Genomic DNA, 17,934 nt, shown 5'->3' with positions numbered 1-17,934 from the left:
CCTGTAAATCGTAGCACCGTCGTTCCATCATGATCCATAAGATCATGACTGGACTAGGGCGCACTGTCCCTTCATTAACCAGTATGTCCTATCTTTTTTAGAAACAGTATAAAAGATTTCCCGCCACAATAACAAACCCCTTGAACCAAAATTCAAGGGGTTTGTCTCATGCTGACGATTCTGTTATGGAAGCAATTACTTCACTTCTACGGAAGCGCCTGCTTCTTCCAACTTAGCTTTAACAGCTTCAGCTTCGTCTTTGGATACTTTTTCTTTCAATGGTTTTGGAGCGTTGTCAACCAGTTCTTTTGCTTCTTTCAAGCCAAGACCAGTGATTTCGCGAACCACTTTGATTACGTTGATCTTGGAAGCGCCAGCGCTTGCCAGGATTACGTCGAACTCGGATTGCTCAGCAGCTTCAGCTGCACCAGCGCCACCTACAACAGCTACTGGAGCTGCAGCAGTTACACCGAATTCTTCTTCGATTGCTTTTACAAGATCGTTCAGTTCCAGAACAGACATACCTTTAATTGCTTCCAAGATTTGCTCTTTGCTCATTTAAGTTGAACCTCCATTTATAATTAAGATTTAATAGTTGTTGTTACACCGCTCGGGCAAGCCCAAGCTTATGCGCTTTGCTCTTCCTTCTCAGCAACGGCTTTAACTGCAAGCGCGAAGTTGCGCACTGGAGCTTGAAGCACGCTGAGGAGCATGGAGAGGAGACCTTCGCGGGATGGAAGTTCTGCCAGAGCTTTGATTTCGCTCTCTCCAACCACACGACCTTCTACTACTGCGCCTTTCAATTTCAACGCTTCGTTCTTCTTCGCAAAATCATTCAGGATTTTTGCTGGAGCGACAGCGTCATTGGTACCAAACGCTACAGCTGTAGGTCCAGTCAATACTTCGTCAAGCTCGGACAGCTCAGCAGCTGCAGTCGCACGGCGAAGCAACGAGTTCTTCAATACTTGGAACTCAACGCCAGCTTCACGAAGCTGCTTACGCAGTTCGGTAACTTGCGATACGTTCAAACCACGGTAGTCTGCAACAACAGTCGTCACGCTCTCGCGCAATTTCGCTGCAATCACCTCAACCGCTTCTTGTTTCGCTTGAATCACTTTTGCGTTTGCCAATGTTTACACCTCCTGGTTGTATTAGTAGCGCTAGGAGCAAATCACTTGCCCCCCGCTCTTCCTACGGGCACTAAAAAAGCCTCCGTAGAATCACGAAGGCCTGATGAATCATCATTTGACCGGAATGTCCGGACAAGCTGCTGACGTTCTATCATAACACCTCGGTAGGAAATTAAGCCTGCTTAGGGCACCTACTGTCTACGGTAAGCATATTCAACTTTAGGGGTCAGTCTCTAAGACTCACAACTGTTACATAATATCAAATGTCCATGACCAAAGTCAATGGAAAAATATTATCTATAAACAGCTGTGCTCACGCGAGCGCTAGGTCCCATGGTCGAGGAAACAGCGATGCCTTTCAGGTATACACCTTTAGCGGCAGCCGGCTTCGCACGATTCAATGCATCGATGAGAGCTTTGAGGTTCTCATTCAGTTGATCTGCACTGAAGGACACTTTACCGATCGGAGCGTGAATTTGACCTGCTTTGTCCAGACGGTACTCGATTTTACCAGCTTTGATTTCTTGAACAGCCTTGGCAACCTCGAATGTAACCGTACCGGCTTTAGGGTTAGGCATCAGGCCTTTACCACCGAGCAGACGGCCAAGTTTACCGACTTCGCTCATCATATCAGGTGTAGCTACGCAGACATCGAAATCGAACCAGCCTTGTTGGATTTTGTTGATCATGTCCTGATCGCCAACAAAATCTGCGCCAGCCGCTTCCGCTTCCTTCGCTTTTTCACCTTTTGCAAATACCAGAACGCGTTGTGTCTTACCTGTACCGTGTGGCAGTACAACAACACCGCGAACAGCCTGGTCTTGTTTACGAGGGTCTACACCCAAACGCACAGCCACTTCGACAGTTTCGTCGAATTTAGCCGTTGCAGCCTTCTTCACAAGCTCTACAGCTTCCAAAGGCTCATAAGTTGCTTCGCTGTCGATCAGCTTCGCAGCTTCAACGTATTTCTTACCGTGTTTAGCCATGATTGTTTTTCCTCCTTTGTGGTGTTAGCGGAATTTCCTCCCACATGATCCGGATGCCACGCATCCGGTTTAACGTTCGAGAGACGATTAGTCCTCGATTGTGATACCCATACTACGGGCAGTACCTTCTACCATCTTCATTGCAGCTTCAACAGATGCAGCGTTCAGGTCAGGCATTTTCGTTTCAGCGATTTGACGCACAGCGTCGCGCTTAACGGTAGCGACTTTCTTCTTGTTAGGCTCGCCGGATCCTTTTTCGATCTTAGCAGCCACGCGAAGCAGAACAGCAGCCGGTGGAGTTTTCGTGATGAACGTAAAGGAACGATCCTCGAATACCGAAATTTCAACCGGGATGATCAGACCAGCTTGATCAGCGGTACGCGCGTTGAATTCTTTACAGAATGCCATGATGTTGACACCCGCTTGACCCAATGCAGGACCTACTGGAGGAGCTGGATTCGCTTTACCTGCAGGAATTTGCAGTTTAACAACTTTGATAACCTTTTTAGCCATGGTTGACACCTCCTTGCATCAATAGTGGTAGCGGACGATGTTAGACGCCCTCCCACAAGAAACCCGAAGAACGAAATCTATATCTTCTCCACTTGAGTGTAATCCAGCTCAAGCGGGGTTTCCCGTCCAAACATGTTGACGTGAACCTTCAACTTGCTCTTATCAGCCAAAATCTCTTCCACGGAGCCCACAAAATTCGCAAAAGGACCAACCTTGATCCGAACGGATTCTTTGATATCGAATTCGATCTTCGGTTTCGGTTCCTCCATGCCCATATGCTTCAGAATCTGTTCCACTTCTTCCGGAAGCAAAGGCGTCGGTTTAGAACCGGATCCCGTCGAACCGACAAACCCGGTCACTCCTGGCGTGTTGCGGACAACATACCAAGAATCATCAGTTTGAATCATTTCGACCAAGACATATCCCGGGTAAACTTTCCGCATGACCGTTTTCTTCTTGCCATCCTTGTTTACCACTTCTTCTTCCATCGGAACAAGAACGCGGAATATTTTGTCCTCCATGCCCATGGACTCGACACGTTTTTCCAAATTGGCTTTGACTTTATTCTCATACCCGGAATAGGTATGAACTACATACCATCTTTTTTCCATATCAAGCCACCTGGGACCCTTCTAAATAATCGCTTCGATCACAGCGGAAATGCCGATGTCTATAACCCAAAAATAAATCGTGACAAACACAATGGTGCCTAGAACGATTAGAGTATAGTTCGTCAGTTCTTTACGATTGGGCCAGCGAACCTTTTTAAGTTCCGCCCAGCTTTCAGAGAAAAAGGAAAACAGAGACTTGAAACCACGTTTCACGCCGACTACACCTCCAAATGAAAACTATCTGGTTTCGCGATGAGGAGTTTGCTCGTTACAGAACTTGCAAAATTTCTTCATCTCCATGCGGTCGGGGTGATTTCGCTTGTTTTTGGTGGTTGTGTAGTTTCTTTGTTTGCAGCTTGTACAAGCCAAAGTGATAATTACCCGCATGATGTGCACCTCCCGAAGACGTCCTTCTTCACCAGAAGAACCGATATTGATCCTAGTAGAAACAATCTTGCTTCCTAGGGGGAAGCCTGATTATTTCTGCGAGATGAATAAAACCGCTGTTCCAAGCGCTTGTAACAACGATCCATTCATAAAACACGCGAATTTAGGCCTACCTAAAACACTTTATCATATGGATAGAGCCATTTCAAGCCTTTTTCTCTCTGACCGCGGGCTGCAATAAATGCCATTAACAACTAAACCGAGGCACCGGTCGTGAAGTTCTTGCAGGCATCCTGCGTTGAACAGCAAAGCTGCGCCGAAGCGTATTCTCAACATGACAGCCGTTTACGTCTATACCAGTATGTTCAATCTTCCAGCCGATAAAACACCGGATGGGCACTTTTTAAGGGATTCATGCTGCCCGGACGGACCTATAGCATATCAAGGACTGCACCGCCGTTCAAGCTTGGAAGCCGATCGACCGCAGCCTATGGTCCAGATAATGAAAAAAAGGCTCTGATCGGAGCCTTCCCTTAACCGCCTGCCAAGCCTTTAGTTATCCCTGACCTCCAGATACCGTTCAAGCTTGCGCTTGACCCGCTGGAGAGCATTATCGATCGATTTCACATGACGCCTTAAATCTACCGCGATTTCCTGGTAGGAACGTCCGTCCAGATAGAGCATCAGGACCTTACGCTCCAGATCGCTCAAAATCTCGGACATCTTGTCCTCCAGACCGACGAACTCCTCTTGATTAATGATCAGTTCTTCCGGATCGCTTACCGCCGTGCCGCAAATAACGTCCAGCAGCGTACGGTCGGAATCCTCATCATAAATAGGCTTGTCCAATGAGACATACGAATTGAGCGGAATATGCTTCTGTCTCGTGGCCGTCTTGATCGCCGTAATAATTTGCCTGGTAATGCAGAGCTCGGCAAAGGCCTTGAACGAGGACAGCTTATCCCCTTTAAAATCACGTATTGCCTTGTACAGCCCGATCATGCCTTCCTGGACGATATCCTCCCGGTCGGCTCCTATCAGAAAATAAGAACGGGCTTTAGCACGTACAAAATTCCGGTACTTATTGATCAAATACTCCAGCGCCCCGCTGTCACCTTCACGGACCGCTTCGACAATGTCTTCATCACTTATCACATCATACCCTGACAACATGACTTCCTTGAGGTCCACACTCAATAGAATCCCTCCGGCCCGGAACGCACGGTAGCCCGTCACTCGCTTGAAATATATGACAAGTATATATGATGTCTACTAGACCGTCAACCACGATCTACCTAATATAGAGTGATATTAACATTAAATGTAAGATTTTCATAGTTTCTCGGAGGATACTCGTAGATTTGCAATAGCATACGCTTGCAGGACTACTCCCTCCGCCAACGCTCGAACATCTGTCTTATGTCGGGCGGAAGCTTGCCGTCGAGGGTATTTCGGCCTTTGGTCTGCTCCTTGGCAATCTTCTGCTTCACCTCGCGCTCGCTCTGCTCGACTTCATTCAGCAGCTCCCTTGCGGATAAGCGGAGAGCGCCGCGGGCAAAGATGATATGCTGTTCGATGAGATCGCTGGTTGCTACATAGATTTTGCGCCGGCGATGGCTGAATTCCCCGACCAGGCGCTCGATGCATTCGTCCGCGGTTTCCTTCTCCTTCGTGAAGTATACCTGGACCTTGCCCTGCGTATAAGATTTGCCCAATCCCGGCACCCGGTACGCGTCAAAAATCGCGATGACCCGAAGTCCCGAATAAGCTTGATAATCCGCCAGCTTTGCAAGCAGCACATCCCGTGCTTCCTCCATGCTGCTGCTTGCAAGCTTGGCAAGAAACGGCCAGCCGCCGATCATATTATAGCCATCGACCAGCAGCACATCCCGCCAATCGGCCATCGCGGCTAACCCTGAAGGCGACGACGGCGAAGCACTTCGTACATCACGACACCAGCGGCAACCGAAGCATTCAGCGAATTGATCGTTCCGGCCATCGGAAGCTTAACCAGCACATCGCATTTTTCGCGGATCAGACGCCCCATCCCTTTATTTTCGTTTCCGATGACGATCGCTACCGGCCCGTCGAACACGTCGGTGTCGTACAGCTCCTGCACAGCATCAACCACGGTGCCTACGACCCAAACGCCCATCTCCTTCAGCTGGTCGATCGTCTGGCCGAGATTGGTTACTCTTGCGACAGGCACATACTCCACGGCGCCTGCCGACGTCTTGGATACCGTTGCCGTAATCTGCGCCGATCTGCGCTTGGGCAAAATGACGCCGTGCGCGCCGGTGCAGTCCGCCGTTCTGAGAATCGATCCAAGGTTATGCGGATCCTCGATTTCGTCCAGCAGCAGCAAAAATGGCGGCTCTCCCTTATCTTCTGCGGCTTTCAGCAGATCGTCCACCTCGACGTACGCGTACGGCGCGACCTGTGCCACGACCCCTTGATGCTGAATGCCCGGAGCCATCTGATCCAGCTTGCGCTTGTCCACATGCGAGATGACGACGCCCAGCTTCTTCGCTTCCGCGATAATCGGCTGGGTTAAGTGCTTCTGAGCATTTTCAGCGATCCATATTTTATTGATTGTTCGTCCCGACCTCAGCGCTTCCGTGACGGAATGCTTGCCTGCGACAATTTCCTCTTCCTGCATGCTGTACCCTCCTGCGTATAAGCCGAGACGGGCGGCATGTGCCGCCAGCCGGCTGCTCGATTCGTTTCTCATGATGCATTGATTTATTGACTCCAAGCCTGTCTATTATTTCGAATGTTCAACATACTCGATGCTTTTGCCGACAAGCTCGCGAATCCGGTCCTGCCGCCCCGTATAATATAAATACCCTACCAAGGTTTCAAAGGCCGTCGCATGGCGATATTCCAGCACATCCGCATTTTTCGGAACGCTGCCGGATTTGGCATTGCGCCCCTGGCGAACGATGTCCTGCTCCTCTTCCGTGAGGAGCGGCTCCAGGTACGCCAGAATCCGGCTCTGGGCCTTCGCCGAGACAAGTCCCGTCGCCGTCCGGTGCAGGTGATTCGGCCGAAGATTCGGCCGGGATATCAAATACTGCCGCACGGCGACCTCATAAATCGCATCCCCGATATAGGCCAGCACTATCGGCGGAATGAGCCTTGCCGGCTTCGACGGCGGAAAGTCGAACCAGCCGAAGGCCGGCTCCTGAAAGTCCGGCCCGCTCATTTGCGCTTCCAGCGCATGCCCTGCGCAGTATCCTCCAGCACGATGCCTTTGGCCGCCAGCAAGTCGCGAATCTCGTCCGCTCTTCCCCAGTTTTTGTTCTTTCTGGCCTCCACACGCTCGGCAATCAGGCGTTCAATCTCCTCATCCAGCATTTCGTCCTCGCCCGTGTTCACGATCCGCAGCACGCCGTTCATCTCGTTAAAGGCATCAAGCACCTCCCGCAGATCCGCCGCCGGAATCGAAGGCTCCTGCAGCAGCTGGTTCGCTTCGCTCGCCCACTGGAACATCGCCGTTATCGCATCGGGCGTATTGAAATCATCCTGCATTTTCTGATGAAATTCGGCAAGAACCGCCGACATTTTATTCCGGATCTCCTCGCCGGCTTCAGCATCCGGCGAGCCGACTGCCGCGCTTAACCGGTGCTTGACGTTTGCGGCGGCATTGGCAAGACGCTCCACGCTGTTCTGCGCCTGATTCATAACCTCTTCGCTGAAGTTGAGCGGATTGCGGTAATGGGTGGACAGCATAAAGTAGCGTACCGCTTCCTTCGTATATTGTTCGCGCAAATCCTTGACCAATACGCCGTTTCCGAGCGACTTCGACATCTTCTCGTTGTTGATGCGAATGTATCCGTTATGCATCCAGTAGTTCGCTAGCGGCTTCCCTGTCAGCGCCTCGGACTGCGCCACCTCGCACTCATGGTGCGGGAACTGCAGATCCTGGCCGCCGCCGTGGATATCGAGCGTATCCCCTAGATAGCGGCGCGCCATGGCCGAGCACTCGATATGCCATCCCGGACGGCCGTCACCCCACGGGCTGCTCCAGTATATTTCGCCGGGCTTTGCAGCCTTCCACAGCACGAAATCCTCCGGATTTTCCTTGCGCTTATCCACCTCGATCCGGATGCCGAACTGCAGCTCATCGAGATTTTGCTGGGACAGCTTCCCGTATCCGTCGAATTTGCGGGTGCGGAAGAAAACATCGCCTCCGTTCTCATAAGCGAAGCCGCGATCGACCAGGTCCTGAATAAATTCAATGATGTTGTCCATGTTGTCCGTTACCCGCGGATTCAGAGTCGCCCGCGGGATGCCGAGGCCGTCGAGGTCCTCATAGTAAGCCTTGATAAACTTATCCGCGACCTCCGGAACGGTGGTCCCGGTCTGTTCGGCTTTACGGATCATTTTGTCATCGACATCCGTAAAGTTCACGACATAATTGACGTCATTGCCCTGCTGCTCGAAGTACGCGCGAACGACGTCGAAAAAGATCATCGGACGCGCATTTCCGATATGAATGTAATCGTACACGGTAGGACCGCACACATAAATCTTAACCTTGCCTGCCTCCTGGGCAACGAATGTTTCTTTCATACGGGTCAATGTGTTATAGATTTGCAGCGCCATGTTGTATCCCCTCATTCCTTTCATCTAGATTGCGTCCGGCGTGCGAGAAGCCCCCGATTTTCGGGGAGAGCGCTCCTTGCAGCGTCCGCAACGGAATCGAATTCGTCGATATTGATAAACGGTTCAATGCTTTCGCTCGCAATCGCTTGTTATTCCTTATTAATCGAAGACAGCATAACCTCCGGCGCGGACTTCTTCAGCTCCCGTCTCGTCTCCTCCAGCTCCGCACGCAGCTGGTCGATCTCTTTCTGCATCGAGCGAAGGGTATCGACGATCGGGTCCGGCAGGTTTGTATGATCCAGACGGTCGCGAACCCGCTCCCCGTTCTGCTTCACCACTTTGCCGGGATTGCCGACCACGGTGCTGTTCGGCGGAACCGGCCGCAGCACCACCGCGTTGGAGCCGATATTACAGTTATCCCCAATCGCAAAGGAACCTAGCACTTTCGCGCCGGAGCCGATGACAACGTTGTTGCCGATCGTCGGATGGCGCTTGCCCTTCTCCTTGCCGGTACCGCCGAGCGTTACCCCTTGGTAAATGACGACATCGTCCCCGATTTCACAGGTCTCGCCAATGACAACCCCCATGCCATGGTCGATAAACAGCCTTTGCCCGATCCGGGCGCCGGGGTGGATCTCGATCCCGGTCATAAACCGGCTGATCTGGGATATGATCCGGGCCAGCGTGTACCAGCGCCGCTTGAATAAGGCATGGGCAACCCGATGGGCCCATAATGCATGAAGCCCCGAGTAGGTGAATACCACTTCAAAAAGCCCCCGGGCAGCCGGGTCATTCTCAAACACTGTCCGAATATCCGATTTCATCTGTTTGAACATGAACGCTCCCTCTTTCCCTGTTCCAATCGCGTTATGCATCTGTCCCTCATCGTTATTCCCTATAACAAAAACGCCTCTGCAGCTTATCGCTGCAGAGGCGTTCGACCGCGGTTCCACTCTGCTTAGAATCGGCCTTCTGATCCTCCCTTAACAGGGCATTGATCATAAGCCAATTCCTCTTCAAGTCATTAACGGCAGACGACCGGCATGATCTAACGATGGTGTTCGCTTCAACCATGCAGCTCACAGGTGCATTTCCGCTGCAGGCTAACGGGACAACTCTCAGCCGGCAGCTTGATCTGCCGATTGTCCTCTCTGGAACGTGCCTGTTTGATGCGTACTTCTCCTGATCCAAGCTATTATACGTTTATTTGTTGATATAGGTGAAGCCACCCTCCTCTAAAGGACGCTCCGTTGACGGATTGTGCTTTCGATCGCTGTTGTTTTCGGATTTCTTATTAATCACTTTCTCAAGGGGGAAATCCGAAAACAAAGGCGAACGCGTTGCTTCTACAGCTCAATTCCGTCCACTGCGCTACTTCTTCTTAAGGAGTTAATATCTGAACCTTTATCAAAGAATATTCCACTTATAGTTGAGTGTAATTATAACTGATGAAACACGGAACTGACAAGAAGGATTATCTGCCTGGAAAAGCCTATTCTTACGCGCCCTTGATCTGCGAACGCAGTCGGTCCAGCACCCGGTCTCTGCCGAGCAGCCAAATCGTCTGGTTCAGGTCCCGGCCGTGCGTCTGCCCGGTCAATGCGACCCGGATCGGCATGAAAAGCTGTTTGCCCTTGAAGCCGGTCTCCTTCTGGACTTCCTTAATGAGTGCCGCAATCTTCTCTGCGGTGAACTCGTCCGATTGCTCGATTTTGTTAAGGAACGCGGACAGTACGGCAGGCACTTGCTCGCCGCTCATGATCTCAATGCCTTCCGCATCCAGCTCGAGATGCGTGCGGAAGAAGACCTCCGACAGATCGACGATATCCGAAGCGGCCGTCATCTGTTCTTGATAGAGCGCCACCAGTGCACGCGCCCAGGCTTCCTGCTCGGGAGTCAGCTCCGCAGGCAGGCGGCTCGCCTTCTGCAAGTGCGGGATCGCCAGCGCTGCCACCCGCTCCGGATCGGCGCTCTTGATGTAGGTGTTGTTGATGTGAGCCAGCTTATTCGCATCGAAGACGGCCGGGCTCTTGGACAGCCGGTTCTCGTCAAAGATCGAGATCAGCTGCTCCTTGGAGAAAATCTCCTCTTCCCCTTCCGGCGACCAGCCGAGCAGCGAAATAAAGTTGAACATCGCCTCCGGCAAATAACCGAGCTGATCGTACTGCTCAATGAACTGGATGATCGATTCATTCCGCTTGCTCAGCTTCTTGTGATCCTCGCCGACGATGAGCGTCATATGGCCGAAGCGAGGCGGCTCCCAGCCGAAGGCTTCATAGATCATCAGCTGCCGCGGCGTGTTGGAGATATGGTCCTCACCGCGCAGCACGTGGCTGATCTTCATCAGATGGTCATCTACAGCCACGGCGAAATTGTAGGTCGGAATTCCGTCCTTCTTGACGATGACGAAGTCGCCGGTCTCTTTGCTGTTAAAAGAGATCGTTCCCTTCACCATATCGTCAAACGTGTATACGCGATCATCCGGTACTCGGAAACGGATGCTCGGCACGCGTCCTTCCGCTTCCAGGGCAAGACGCTCCTCTTCGGTCAGGTTCCGGTGCTTACCGGAATAGCGCGGCGTCTCCCCGCGGGCCATTTGCTCCTCCCGCTCCTGCTCAAGTTCCTCTTCCGTGCAGTAGCAGCGATAAGCAAGCCCGCGATCCAGAAGATCCTGCCAGTACTGCTTATAAATATCTAGGCGCTCGGTTTGACGGTACGGGCCGTATTCGCCCCCGACATCCACGCTCTCGTCCCAATCCATGCCAAGCCATTTCAGGTATTTAAGCTGGCTTTGCTCTCCGCCTTCCACATTGCGCTTCACATCCGTATCTTCGATCCGGATAATGAATTTCCCGTTGTTCTTGCGGGCGAACAAATAATTGAATAATGCCGTTCTGGCATTGCCGATATGTAAATGTCCCGTCGGACTCGGTGCATAGCGCACGCGGACTTCTCCGGTCATTTGCAACCCCTCCGCTTCTAATTCTTCAATGATTCCTGCAAACATCCTTCAAGATGATAGCATACCTTTCACAAGGCAGACAACCGATTGCGCCGCGATGCCTTCCCCGCGGCCGGTGAAGCCGAGCTGCTCGGTCGTGGTTGCCTTGACGTTGACTTGCTCAACCTCGGCATCCAGCGCCTTCGCGATTACTTCTACCATCTGCGGAATATAAGGAGCCATCTTCGGCTTCTGGGCGATGATCGTAGCATCGACGTTCCCTAATTTATACCCTTTCTCGGCAGCCATGACCCACACCTGTTCAAGCAGCTTGAGGCTGTCCGCATCTTTAAATGCGGGGTCGGTATCCGGGAAATGGCGCCCGATATCGCCAAGCCCCAGCGCTCCGAGAATCGAATCCGCAATCGCATGCAGCAGCACGTCGGCGTCCGAGTGCCCGAGCAGCCCTTTTTCATAAGGAATCGTAACTCCGCCAATGATGCAAGGCCTGCCCTCCACAAGCTGATGCACATCAAATCCATGTCCAACACGAATCATTCTACACTCTCTCCCTTACGTTTCTGTAAAAATGCGGCGTATTCCAGGTCTTCCGGCGTGGTGATCTTGATGTTGCTGTATTTCCCCTCGACCACCTTCACCGGATAGCCTGCCCATTCCATCAGCATCGCGTCATCCGTTCCGGTAAACCCTTCGCTTGCGGCCTTCTCATGCACCGGAAGCAGCTCGGAAAGACGAAAAGTCTGTGGGGTCGCAGCGGCCCACAGACTTTGACGGTCCGGGGTGCCTGTTATCAGCCCCTGGCCGTTCACCTGCTTGATCGTATCCTTCACAGGCACTCCCAGCACGGAAGCGCCGACCTCCATCGCCGCATCGCGGCAAGCTTCAATCTCCTCGGGGGTAATAAACGGTCTGACCCCGTCATGTATCATGACCCATTCGGAGGAGAGCTGCTTCATGCCTTGAAAGACGGAATGCTGTCTTTCGCTGCCTCCCGGGATGACTGCCGTCACCTTGTCCAGCCCGTATTCCTCCACCCAGGATTTGCAGCGGGGAACATCCTCCGCCCCGGTGACGAGCACCAGCTCTTGCAGCCACGGCAGCCGGTTGAACACCGAAAGCGTATGGATGATGATCGGCTTGCCGCCCAGAGCCAGATACTGCTTGCTCTCCCTGGTTCCCATTCGCGTTCCCTTGCCCGCCGCCACGATGACGGCGCCAAAGCTGTTCTTCATGCGCCAAACTCCTGTCTTAGCCCCTGCCGTCCGCTTGGCCGGCAGGCGGATATGTATATCCCCATCATACTCCGTTTACTGGGCTTTTTCCAACAGTTTCGGTTTGGCGAAGATCATCCGGCCCGCCGAGGTTTGCAATACGCTCGTGACGAGCACTTCCATCATCGTGCCGATATATTCGCGCCCGCCTTCAACGACGATCATCGTGCCGTCATCCAAATAGGCGACGCCTTGGCCATGCTCCTTGCCGTCCTTGATAATCTGCACGAGGATTTCTTCGCCCGGCAGAACGACCGGCTTGACCGCATTGGCCAAATCATTGATGTTCAGCACCGATACGCCTTGCAGCTCGCATACCTTGTTCAAATTGAAATCGTTCGTGACCACCTTGCCCTGCAGCACTTTAGCGAGCTTCACGAGCTTGCTGTCCACCTCGGAGATTTCTTCGAAGTCCCCTTCATAGATGAGTACCTTTACATCCAGCTCTTTCTGGATTTTATTCAAAATATCAAGTCCGCGGCGCCCGCGATTGCGCTTGAGCAAATCCGACGAATCGGCAATGTGCTGCAGCTCCTCCAGTACAAACTCGGGAATGACAATCGTTCCTTCGATGAACCCGGTTTTGCAAATATCGGCAATTCTTCCGTCGATAATGACGCTGGTATCCAGAATTTTATGCTCTTCGACGCGCCGGCTTTCCGGCTCGGCCGCCTGGCTCCATCGTCCCGACATCCACAAGGAAGCCAGTTCTTCCTTCTTCTCCAGTCCGATCCGAAGCCCGAGATACCCGCCCAGCACGGTAATCCCCACCTGCAGCAGCTGCCCGACTTGTCCTAACAAGGATAATCCCGGCGAGAGAAGCAAGGATAACAGAAGACCGCCTAATAGCCCGGCTGTTCCGGCTGCCAGATCATTCATCGGAATGCGTGAGAACGAAGAGATCAGGCTGTGCAGGCTTCGGGTCACCCGTTCCGCCGACAGCACGCCAATCATGCCGAATAATAAACCTCCCAGCAGCGCGAAGGCACCGCTCCCCGCCGCAAACACGCCTTGACCAAACATCGGCGAGAGCTCGGGAAATGACCGTTCGATTGTATGATATAACGTATAGCCGCTCCATGCTCCGCATAATACCGTAAATGCTAAAATAGCTTTTTTTAACATGAGCTTTCGCACACCTCCTTATTGTAAACTGAATTATGGTTATTTCTATTTTCCAGTATGCTCCAATTTCAGCCGACCTAATCGTTACGGGGCATATTTTTTATCAGGATCCCCATACCGCACGCCTTCCCCCTGTTGAAACTCACGCGATTTCCAGGCCCGCAGCGTGGGCCGCAATCTGGAATCGAATCCCTCTAAACGCCTGAAACTGGTTGAAATTGGCCGAAGTAGTGGAATATAATGAACTCAATTCATAATATCGAGGTGGATGTATAAATGAGCGCTCCTAGTTTACAGGCCTTTCAGGATCAAGTTTCCGAATTGTTGCTCCGTCACCGCAGTCTATTGGATGTTCTGTCGAAAAATGGTCAAAGCAATGCATCAGTCAACCGTGCCGTTACCAAAGCCATCACAGAATGCGGATGCATCGAGCTCCATGCCACGAAGCAAACCTTCGATATCAACGCTGATCTCGAATCCGCCCGGGAATTAGTGGGCACCCATGTCCAGGGCCATCTGTGCGAGAACTGCCGCGAAGCGGTTAGCTCCGAGCTTGGCCGCAACCTTTTTTATATGTCGGCCCTTGCCAATCTGCTCGATATTCAGCTGGATGACGTGGTGGTGAAGGAGTCGCAGAAATGCTCGACGCTGGGTCTGTTCAATCTGTCCTAAAGCTGCCATGTTCCGGATAAGTGATTGCAGGTATTTAGGGTATTCCAAAATAAACACAAAAAAGCATTTATCTCTCTGCAAGGAGCAGGGAAATAAATGCTTTTTATTTAATGTGCGCGGGCACCAACGTTTCATACCCCGCGCGGTTTGGATTGCAAATGAAGTTAATGAAGCCATAGCGGACCTACCGGTCCGAGGAGCGATAGGCTTCATCCGATTGGCTGTCATCCTTGCGGCGCTTTCTCCGCGTCAGTCTGCGGAAATTTTGCTGAAGGCCGTACCCGGCATACAGCACGAGCGGGACAAAGATCAGCATGGAGGTCTGCTCCGGAAAGAACACGGCCACCATAACGGCACCGATAATGACCAATGGCGTGAATTTGATCGCCGTTTTCGGAATGCCGATCTTCTTGAAGTTCGGGTACTTGACGGCACTGACCATGAGATAAGAAAGAAGCAACATGCCAAAAATCATATAAGGTGCCGTAATCTCTTCATGGAACAGCGCCAGCGTAGCAAGCACGCCGCCTGCAGCGGGGATCGGCAGGCCGATAAAGTATCCCGGTATTCCCGGACGGACGTTGAATCTCGCAAGCCGAAGCGCTCCGCACATCGGAAAGATCGCGGTCACGGTCCAGGCCAAGGCTGAATTGATATCTGTAAAAGCAACTGTATACATAATAAGTGCAGGTGCTACACCAAATGAGATCACATCCGATAAGGAATCCAGTTCCTTGCCGAATTCGCTCTGTGCATTCAGCGCCCGGGCCACCCGGCCGTCCAGACCGTCGAGAAGCATGGCGATGATAATCATAATGGCCGCCATACTTGTTCGGCCTTCTGTCGCCAAGATGATGCCAATCATTCCGAGAAACAGATTACCTAAAGTAAACATGTTCGGAATTGATTTCGTCATTTTATATTCACCTCGTATAATTGAACGTTCCAAACACCGATTGTTCGATTGTAGGCCTTTTAAATCTGTCTGTCAATGAACACTTGCTCCTGCAGCCTCTTCAATCCTTCCTTGATGTTCCGTGCCCGTACCTCGCCGATGCCGTCGACTTCGTCCAATTCGTGGATCGAGGCGGACATGATGCTGGACAGATCCTGGAACCGGTCGACTAGGTTACGGATGATGACATTCGGCAGACGCGGGATCTTGTTCAGGATCCGGTATCCGCGCGGCAGAATCTCTTCTTCGGAAGCGGCGGCGGAAGCTGGATAGCCGAGAAGTCTGACGATATGGTGAATGTCCAGGAGCTCTTCATCGGTCGAACGTTTAAGCGCCAGAATGATCTCGCGGATCTTCTCTTCGCTGTATTCGCGCGCATAATCCGCGTACAAGAGCCATGCTTCCTCCTCCATATTGCTTACCAGCTCATCCATCTGCATGCTGATCAGCCGGCCTTCATTGCCAAGCTCGTTAATATATCGCTTGATTTCCTTCTTGATGCGCAGCACCATCTCTACGCGCTGGATGACGTTGACCACTTCGGGGATCGTAACCAGCTCCTCGAATTCCGAGGCGGACAGGTTGGTCAGCGACTGGTTGAGCACGGCTCTGTACCGCTCCAGCGTCTGAATCGCTTGGTTGGCTTTGGTCAAAATAACGCCGATTTCCTTTAACGCATACCGCAGCGAGCCTTGATACAATGTAATGATATTCCGGCGCTGCGAGATGGACACCACCAGCTTGCCCGTCTGCTTCGCCACCCGCTCCGCCGTCCGGTGACGTATCCCTGTCTCAATGGAAGAAATGGATGAGTCGGGGATGAGCTGGGTGTTGGCATATAGTATCCGTTTCAAGTCTTCGCTCAAGATGATGGCGCCGTCCATCTTGGCAAGCTCATACAAATAGTTCGGCGAGAAATCGCAGTTGATGGAGAAGCCCCCGTCGACAACCTCCATCACCTCGGGGCTGTAGCCCACAACGATCAGCGCGCCCGTCTTCGCCCGCAGCACGTTCTCCAATCCGTCGCGAAACGGCGTTCCCGGTGCTACCAGCTTTAGCAAATCATTCATTTTGTCCAGTTGGCTCGTTTCCTTCACCTTCGTATGCCCCCTAATCTAACGCAACCGCTAATGCATCTGCAACGGTATTAACTCCGATAATTTCAATTCCTTTGGGGTGCTTCCACCCCTTCAAGCTCTTCTCTGGTAAAATCACGCGTTTGAAGCCGAGCTTCTCGGCTTCCTTCACCCTTTGCTCCGCCCGGGAAACGGCGCGAACCTCGCCGGTCAGCCCGACCTCGCCGAAGATAACATCATACGGCTTGGTCGGAATATCGCGAAAGCTGGATGCGATGCTGACAGCGATCGCCAAATCGACGGCAGGCTCATCCAGCTTGACGCCGCCGGCCACATTCAAATAGGCGTCCTGCGTCTGCAGGAACATGCCCATCCGTTTCTCCAGCACGGCGATAATCAGGTTCATGCGATGATGGTCGACGCCTGTGCCCATCCGTCTCGGTGACGGAAAATGCGTCGTGGATATAAGCGCCTGAAGCTCCACGAGCACAGGACGCGTTCCCTCCATGCTGGCAACGACGGTCGACCCGGCTACGCCTAGCGGACGCTCGGAGAGGAACAGCTCGGACGGGTTACCCACTTCACGCAGACCGTCCTCTCCCATTTCAAATATGCCGATCTCATTTGTCGAACCGAAGCGGTTCTTGACCGCACGCAGCAGGCGGTACGTATGATGCCGCTCTCCTTCAAAGTAAAGCACGCAATCCACCATATGCTCCAGCATCCGCGGCCCTGCAATGGCCCCTTCCTTGGTCACGTGGCCGACCAGCACCGTGGCAATGCCCTTCACCTTCGCCAGACGCATGAATCGGGAGGTGCATTCCCGAACCTGGGATACGCTTCCCGGCGCACTCGTGACCTCCGGCAGGTATACCGTTTGAATGGAGTCGATCACGACAAAACCCGGCTGAACGCTCTCCACCGCTTCCTCGATCGATTCCAGGTTCGTTTCGCAGAGGACGAACAGCTCCGGCGACAGCGCGCCGAGCCGGTCGGCCCGAAGCTTCGTTTGCCGAACCGATTCCTCACCCGATATATACAGGACGCGGATGCCGCTTTGCGCCAAACGGTTCGAGGCTTGCAGCAGCAGCGTCGATTTCCCGATGCCGGGGTCTCCTCCAACCAGCACGAGCGATCCGGGAACGAGCCCGCCGCCGAGCACACGGTTCAATTCCGCAATCCCCGTCTGGATTCTCGGTTCCTTTCCGCTCTCTATATTTATGATGGAAAGGGGCTTTTCTTTACTATGAAAAAGAGGGGAATTCATCCCCTGCGTCTTGATTACCGTCTCGGTCTCCTCTACCATGGAATTCCATGATTGACAGCCCGGACATTTCCCGAACCATTTCGGCGCTTCATAGCCGCATTCGGTACAGAAAAATTTCGTCTTAGTTTTGGCCATGGAAGTCTCCTTTATGTTGCCTTTTCCTTTGTCGGAATCCGTAAAACCCTGCAAAATCAGGCATTAATCAAAGTTTACCATTTCTTCTAATTGACCGTAAAGGCAAATTGCACAACTTTACACAGGATGGGATGGATTTGTCTAAAATTTAAAGAGCCGAAGGAGAATCGGCATTTGTTTAATGATCATTTACGAACAAGCGGTGTGTCCGCTTCGCTGCCTGATCATTCTTACGA

21 protein-coding genes and 1 other annotated feature are annotated in these 17,934 nt (G+C 52.4%); of the genes, 1 reads left to right on the top strand and 20 read right to left on the bottom strand.

Annotation, left to right across the window (positions count from 1 at the left end; all coding sequences use genetic code 11):
* Nucleotides 1-195 precede the first annotated feature (195 nt).
* The 17 genes from rplL to MKX76_RS25915 all read right to left on the bottom strand — a co-directional run bounded on the left by rplL (nucleotide 196) and on the right by MKX76_RS25915 (nucleotide 13,593).
* Nucleotides 196-558 carry a 50S ribosomal protein L7/L12 gene (gene rplL / locus MKX76_RS25995; RefSeq protein WP_007132577.1) on the bottom strand — a complete coding sequence of 121 codons (363 nt, stop codon included), beginning with the start codon at nucleotides 556-558 and terminating at the stop codon, nucleotides 196-198.
* Between the two features lie 68 nt (nucleotides 559-626).
* Nucleotides 627-1,130, bottom strand: coding sequence for a 50S ribosomal protein L10 (rplJ, locus tag MKX76_RS25990; protein WP_007132578.1), 504 nt, complete (start codon nucleotides 1,128-1,130; stop codon nucleotides 627-629).
* A 63-nt stretch (nucleotides 1,131-1,193) separates the two neighbouring features.
* Nucleotides 1,194-1,352 (bottom strand) — a sequence feature (ribosomal protein L10 leader region).
* Between the two features lie 71 nt (nucleotides 1,353-1,423).
* Nucleotides 1,424-2,116, bottom strand: coding sequence for a 50S ribosomal protein L1 (rplA, locus tag MKX76_RS25985; RefSeq protein WP_213616963.1), 693 nt, complete (start codon nucleotides 2,114-2,116; stop codon nucleotides 1,424-1,426).
* Between the two features lie 87 nt (nucleotides 2,117-2,203).
* Nucleotides 2,204-2,629 (bottom strand): 50S ribosomal protein L11, encoded by a 426-nt coding sequence (rplK, locus tag MKX76_RS25980; RefSeq protein WP_007132580.1) that lies wholly within the window; start codon nucleotides 2,627-2,629, stop codon nucleotides 2,204-2,206.
* 77 nt (nucleotides 2,630-2,706) lie between these two features.
* Nucleotides 2,707-3,240 carry a transcription termination/antitermination protein NusG gene (gene nusG / locus MKX76_RS25975; protein ID WP_007132581.1) on the bottom strand — a complete coding sequence of 178 codons (534 nt, stop codon included), beginning with the start codon at nucleotides 3,238-3,240 and terminating at the stop codon, nucleotides 2,707-2,709.
* 21 nt (nucleotides 3,241-3,261) lie between these two features.
* The gene (secE, locus tag MKX76_RS25970; protein WP_007132582.1) at nucleotides 3,262-3,453 is read right to left on the bottom strand and encodes a preprotein translocase subunit SecE; all 192 of its coding nucleotides are present in this window, start codon (nucleotides 3,451-3,453) and stop codon (nucleotides 3,262-3,264) included.
* Nucleotides 3,454-3,477: 24 nt separating this feature from the next.
* The gene (gene rpmG / locus MKX76_RS25965) at nucleotides 3,478-3,627 is read right to left on the bottom strand and encodes a 50S ribosomal protein L33 (protein WP_006212941.1); all 150 of its coding nucleotides are present in this window, start codon (nucleotides 3,625-3,627) and stop codon (nucleotides 3,478-3,480) included.
* Nucleotides 3,628-4,179: 552 nt separating this feature from the next.
* Complete coding sequence (gene sigH, locus MKX76_RS25960) at nucleotides 4,180-4,824, bottom strand: RNA polymerase sporulation sigma factor SigH (protein ID WP_006212942.1); 645 nt, start codon at nucleotides 4,822-4,824, stop codon at nucleotides 4,180-4,182.
* Between the two features lie 188 nt (nucleotides 4,825-5,012).
* Entirely contained in the window at nucleotides 5,013-5,531 is a 519-nt protein-coding gene (locus tag MKX76_RS25955; RefSeq protein ID WP_028406473.1) for an NYN domain-containing protein, read from the bottom strand.
* 5 nt (nucleotides 5,532-5,536) lie between these two features.
* On the bottom strand, nucleotides 5,537-6,286 hold the full coding sequence (gene rlmB, locus MKX76_RS25950) for a 23S rRNA (guanosine(2251)-2'-O)-methyltransferase RlmB (protein ID WP_341034842.1): 750 nt from the start codon (nucleotides 6,284-6,286) through the stop codon (nucleotides 5,537-5,539).
* 105 nt (nucleotides 6,287-6,391) lie between these two features.
* Nucleotides 6,392-6,832, bottom strand: coding sequence for a Mini-ribonuclease 3 (locus MKX76_RS25945; RefSeq protein ID WP_007132585.1), 441 nt, complete (start codon nucleotides 6,830-6,832; stop codon nucleotides 6,392-6,394).
* On the bottom strand, nucleotides 6,829-8,235 hold the full coding sequence (gene cysS, locus MKX76_RS25940; RefSeq protein WP_007132586.1) for a cysteine--tRNA ligase: 1,407 nt from the start codon (nucleotides 8,233-8,235) through the stop codon (nucleotides 6,829-6,831). The genes MKX76_RS25945 and cysS overlap by 4 nt, the downstream gene beginning before the upstream one ends.
* A 149-nt stretch (nucleotides 8,236-8,384) precedes the next feature.
* Nucleotides 8,385-9,071: a serine O-acetyltransferase gene (gene cysE / locus MKX76_RS25935; protein WP_040740229.1), complete on the bottom strand. Its 687-nt coding sequence runs from the start codon at nucleotides 9,069-9,071 to the stop codon at nucleotides 8,385-8,387.
* A gap of 662 nt (nucleotides 9,072-9,733) precedes the next feature.
* Nucleotides 9,734-11,197: a glutamate--tRNA ligase gene (gltX, locus tag MKX76_RS25930; protein WP_340898825.1), complete on the bottom strand. Its 1,464-nt coding sequence runs from the start codon at nucleotides 11,195-11,197 to the stop codon at nucleotides 9,734-9,736.
* A gap of 48 nt (nucleotides 11,198-11,245) precedes the next feature.
* Complete coding sequence (gene ispF, locus MKX76_RS25925; protein ID WP_340898822.1) at nucleotides 11,246-11,734, bottom strand: 2-C-methyl-D-erythritol 2,4-cyclodiphosphate synthase; 489 nt, start codon at nucleotides 11,732-11,734, stop codon at nucleotides 11,246-11,248.
* Nucleotides 11,731-12,429 carry a 2-C-methyl-D-erythritol 4-phosphate cytidylyltransferase gene (gene ispD, locus MKX76_RS25920; protein WP_144870422.1) on the bottom strand — a complete coding sequence of 233 codons (699 nt, stop codon included), beginning with the start codon at nucleotides 12,427-12,429 and terminating at the stop codon, nucleotides 11,731-11,733. Before ispD ends, ispF begins: the two co-directional genes overlap by 4 nt.
* Nucleotides 12,430-12,504: 75 nt before the next feature.
* On the bottom strand, nucleotides 12,505-13,593 hold the full coding sequence (locus tag MKX76_RS25915) for a PIN/TRAM domain-containing protein (RefSeq protein ID WP_007132591.1): 1,089 nt from the start codon (nucleotides 13,591-13,593) through the stop codon (nucleotides 12,505-12,507).
* Between the two features lie 276 nt (nucleotides 13,594-13,869).
* Between MKX76_RS25915 and MKX76_RS25910 the strand changes: the two genes are divergently transcribed.
* Nucleotides 13,870-14,265: a hypothetical protein gene (locus MKX76_RS25910; RefSeq protein WP_007132592.1), complete on the top strand. Its 396-nt coding sequence runs from the start codon at nucleotides 13,870-13,872 to the stop codon at nucleotides 14,263-14,265.
* A gap of 184 nt (nucleotides 14,266-14,449) precedes the next feature.
* Here MKX76_RS25910 and pssA read toward each other — a convergent pair whose 3' ends face one another.
* Genes pssA through radA form a run of 3 tightly spaced genes read right to left on the bottom strand, consistent with a single transcriptional unit; the run spans nucleotide 14,450 to nucleotide 17,698 of the window.
* Nucleotides 14,450-15,181 (bottom strand): CDP-diacylglycerol--serine O-phosphatidyltransferase, encoded by a 732-nt coding sequence (gene pssA, locus MKX76_RS25905; protein ID WP_007132593.1) that lies wholly within the window; start codon nucleotides 15,179-15,181, stop codon nucleotides 14,450-14,452.
* A gap of 59 nt (nucleotides 15,182-15,240) precedes the next feature.
* Nucleotides 15,241-16,317, bottom strand: coding sequence for a DNA integrity scanning diadenylate cyclase DisA (disA, locus tag MKX76_RS25900; protein WP_007132594.1), 1,077 nt, complete (start codon nucleotides 16,315-16,317; stop codon nucleotides 15,241-15,243).
* Nucleotides 16,318-16,330: 13 nt separating this feature from the next.
* A complete protein-coding gene (gene radA, locus MKX76_RS25895) occupies nucleotides 16,331-17,698 on the bottom strand; it encodes a DNA repair protein RadA (protein WP_007132595.1) in 1,368 nt (455 codons plus the stop codon).
* Nucleotides 17,699-17,934 lie beyond the last annotated feature (236 nt).

This window comes from Paenibacillus sp. FSL R5-0810, assembly GCF_038002285.1.
Taxonomy (GTDB): Bacteria; Bacillota; Bacilli; order Paenibacillales; family Paenibacillaceae; genus Paenibacillus_AQ; species Paenibacillus_AQ lactis.
This window is presented reverse-complemented; position numbering and strand designations above follow the sequence as displayed.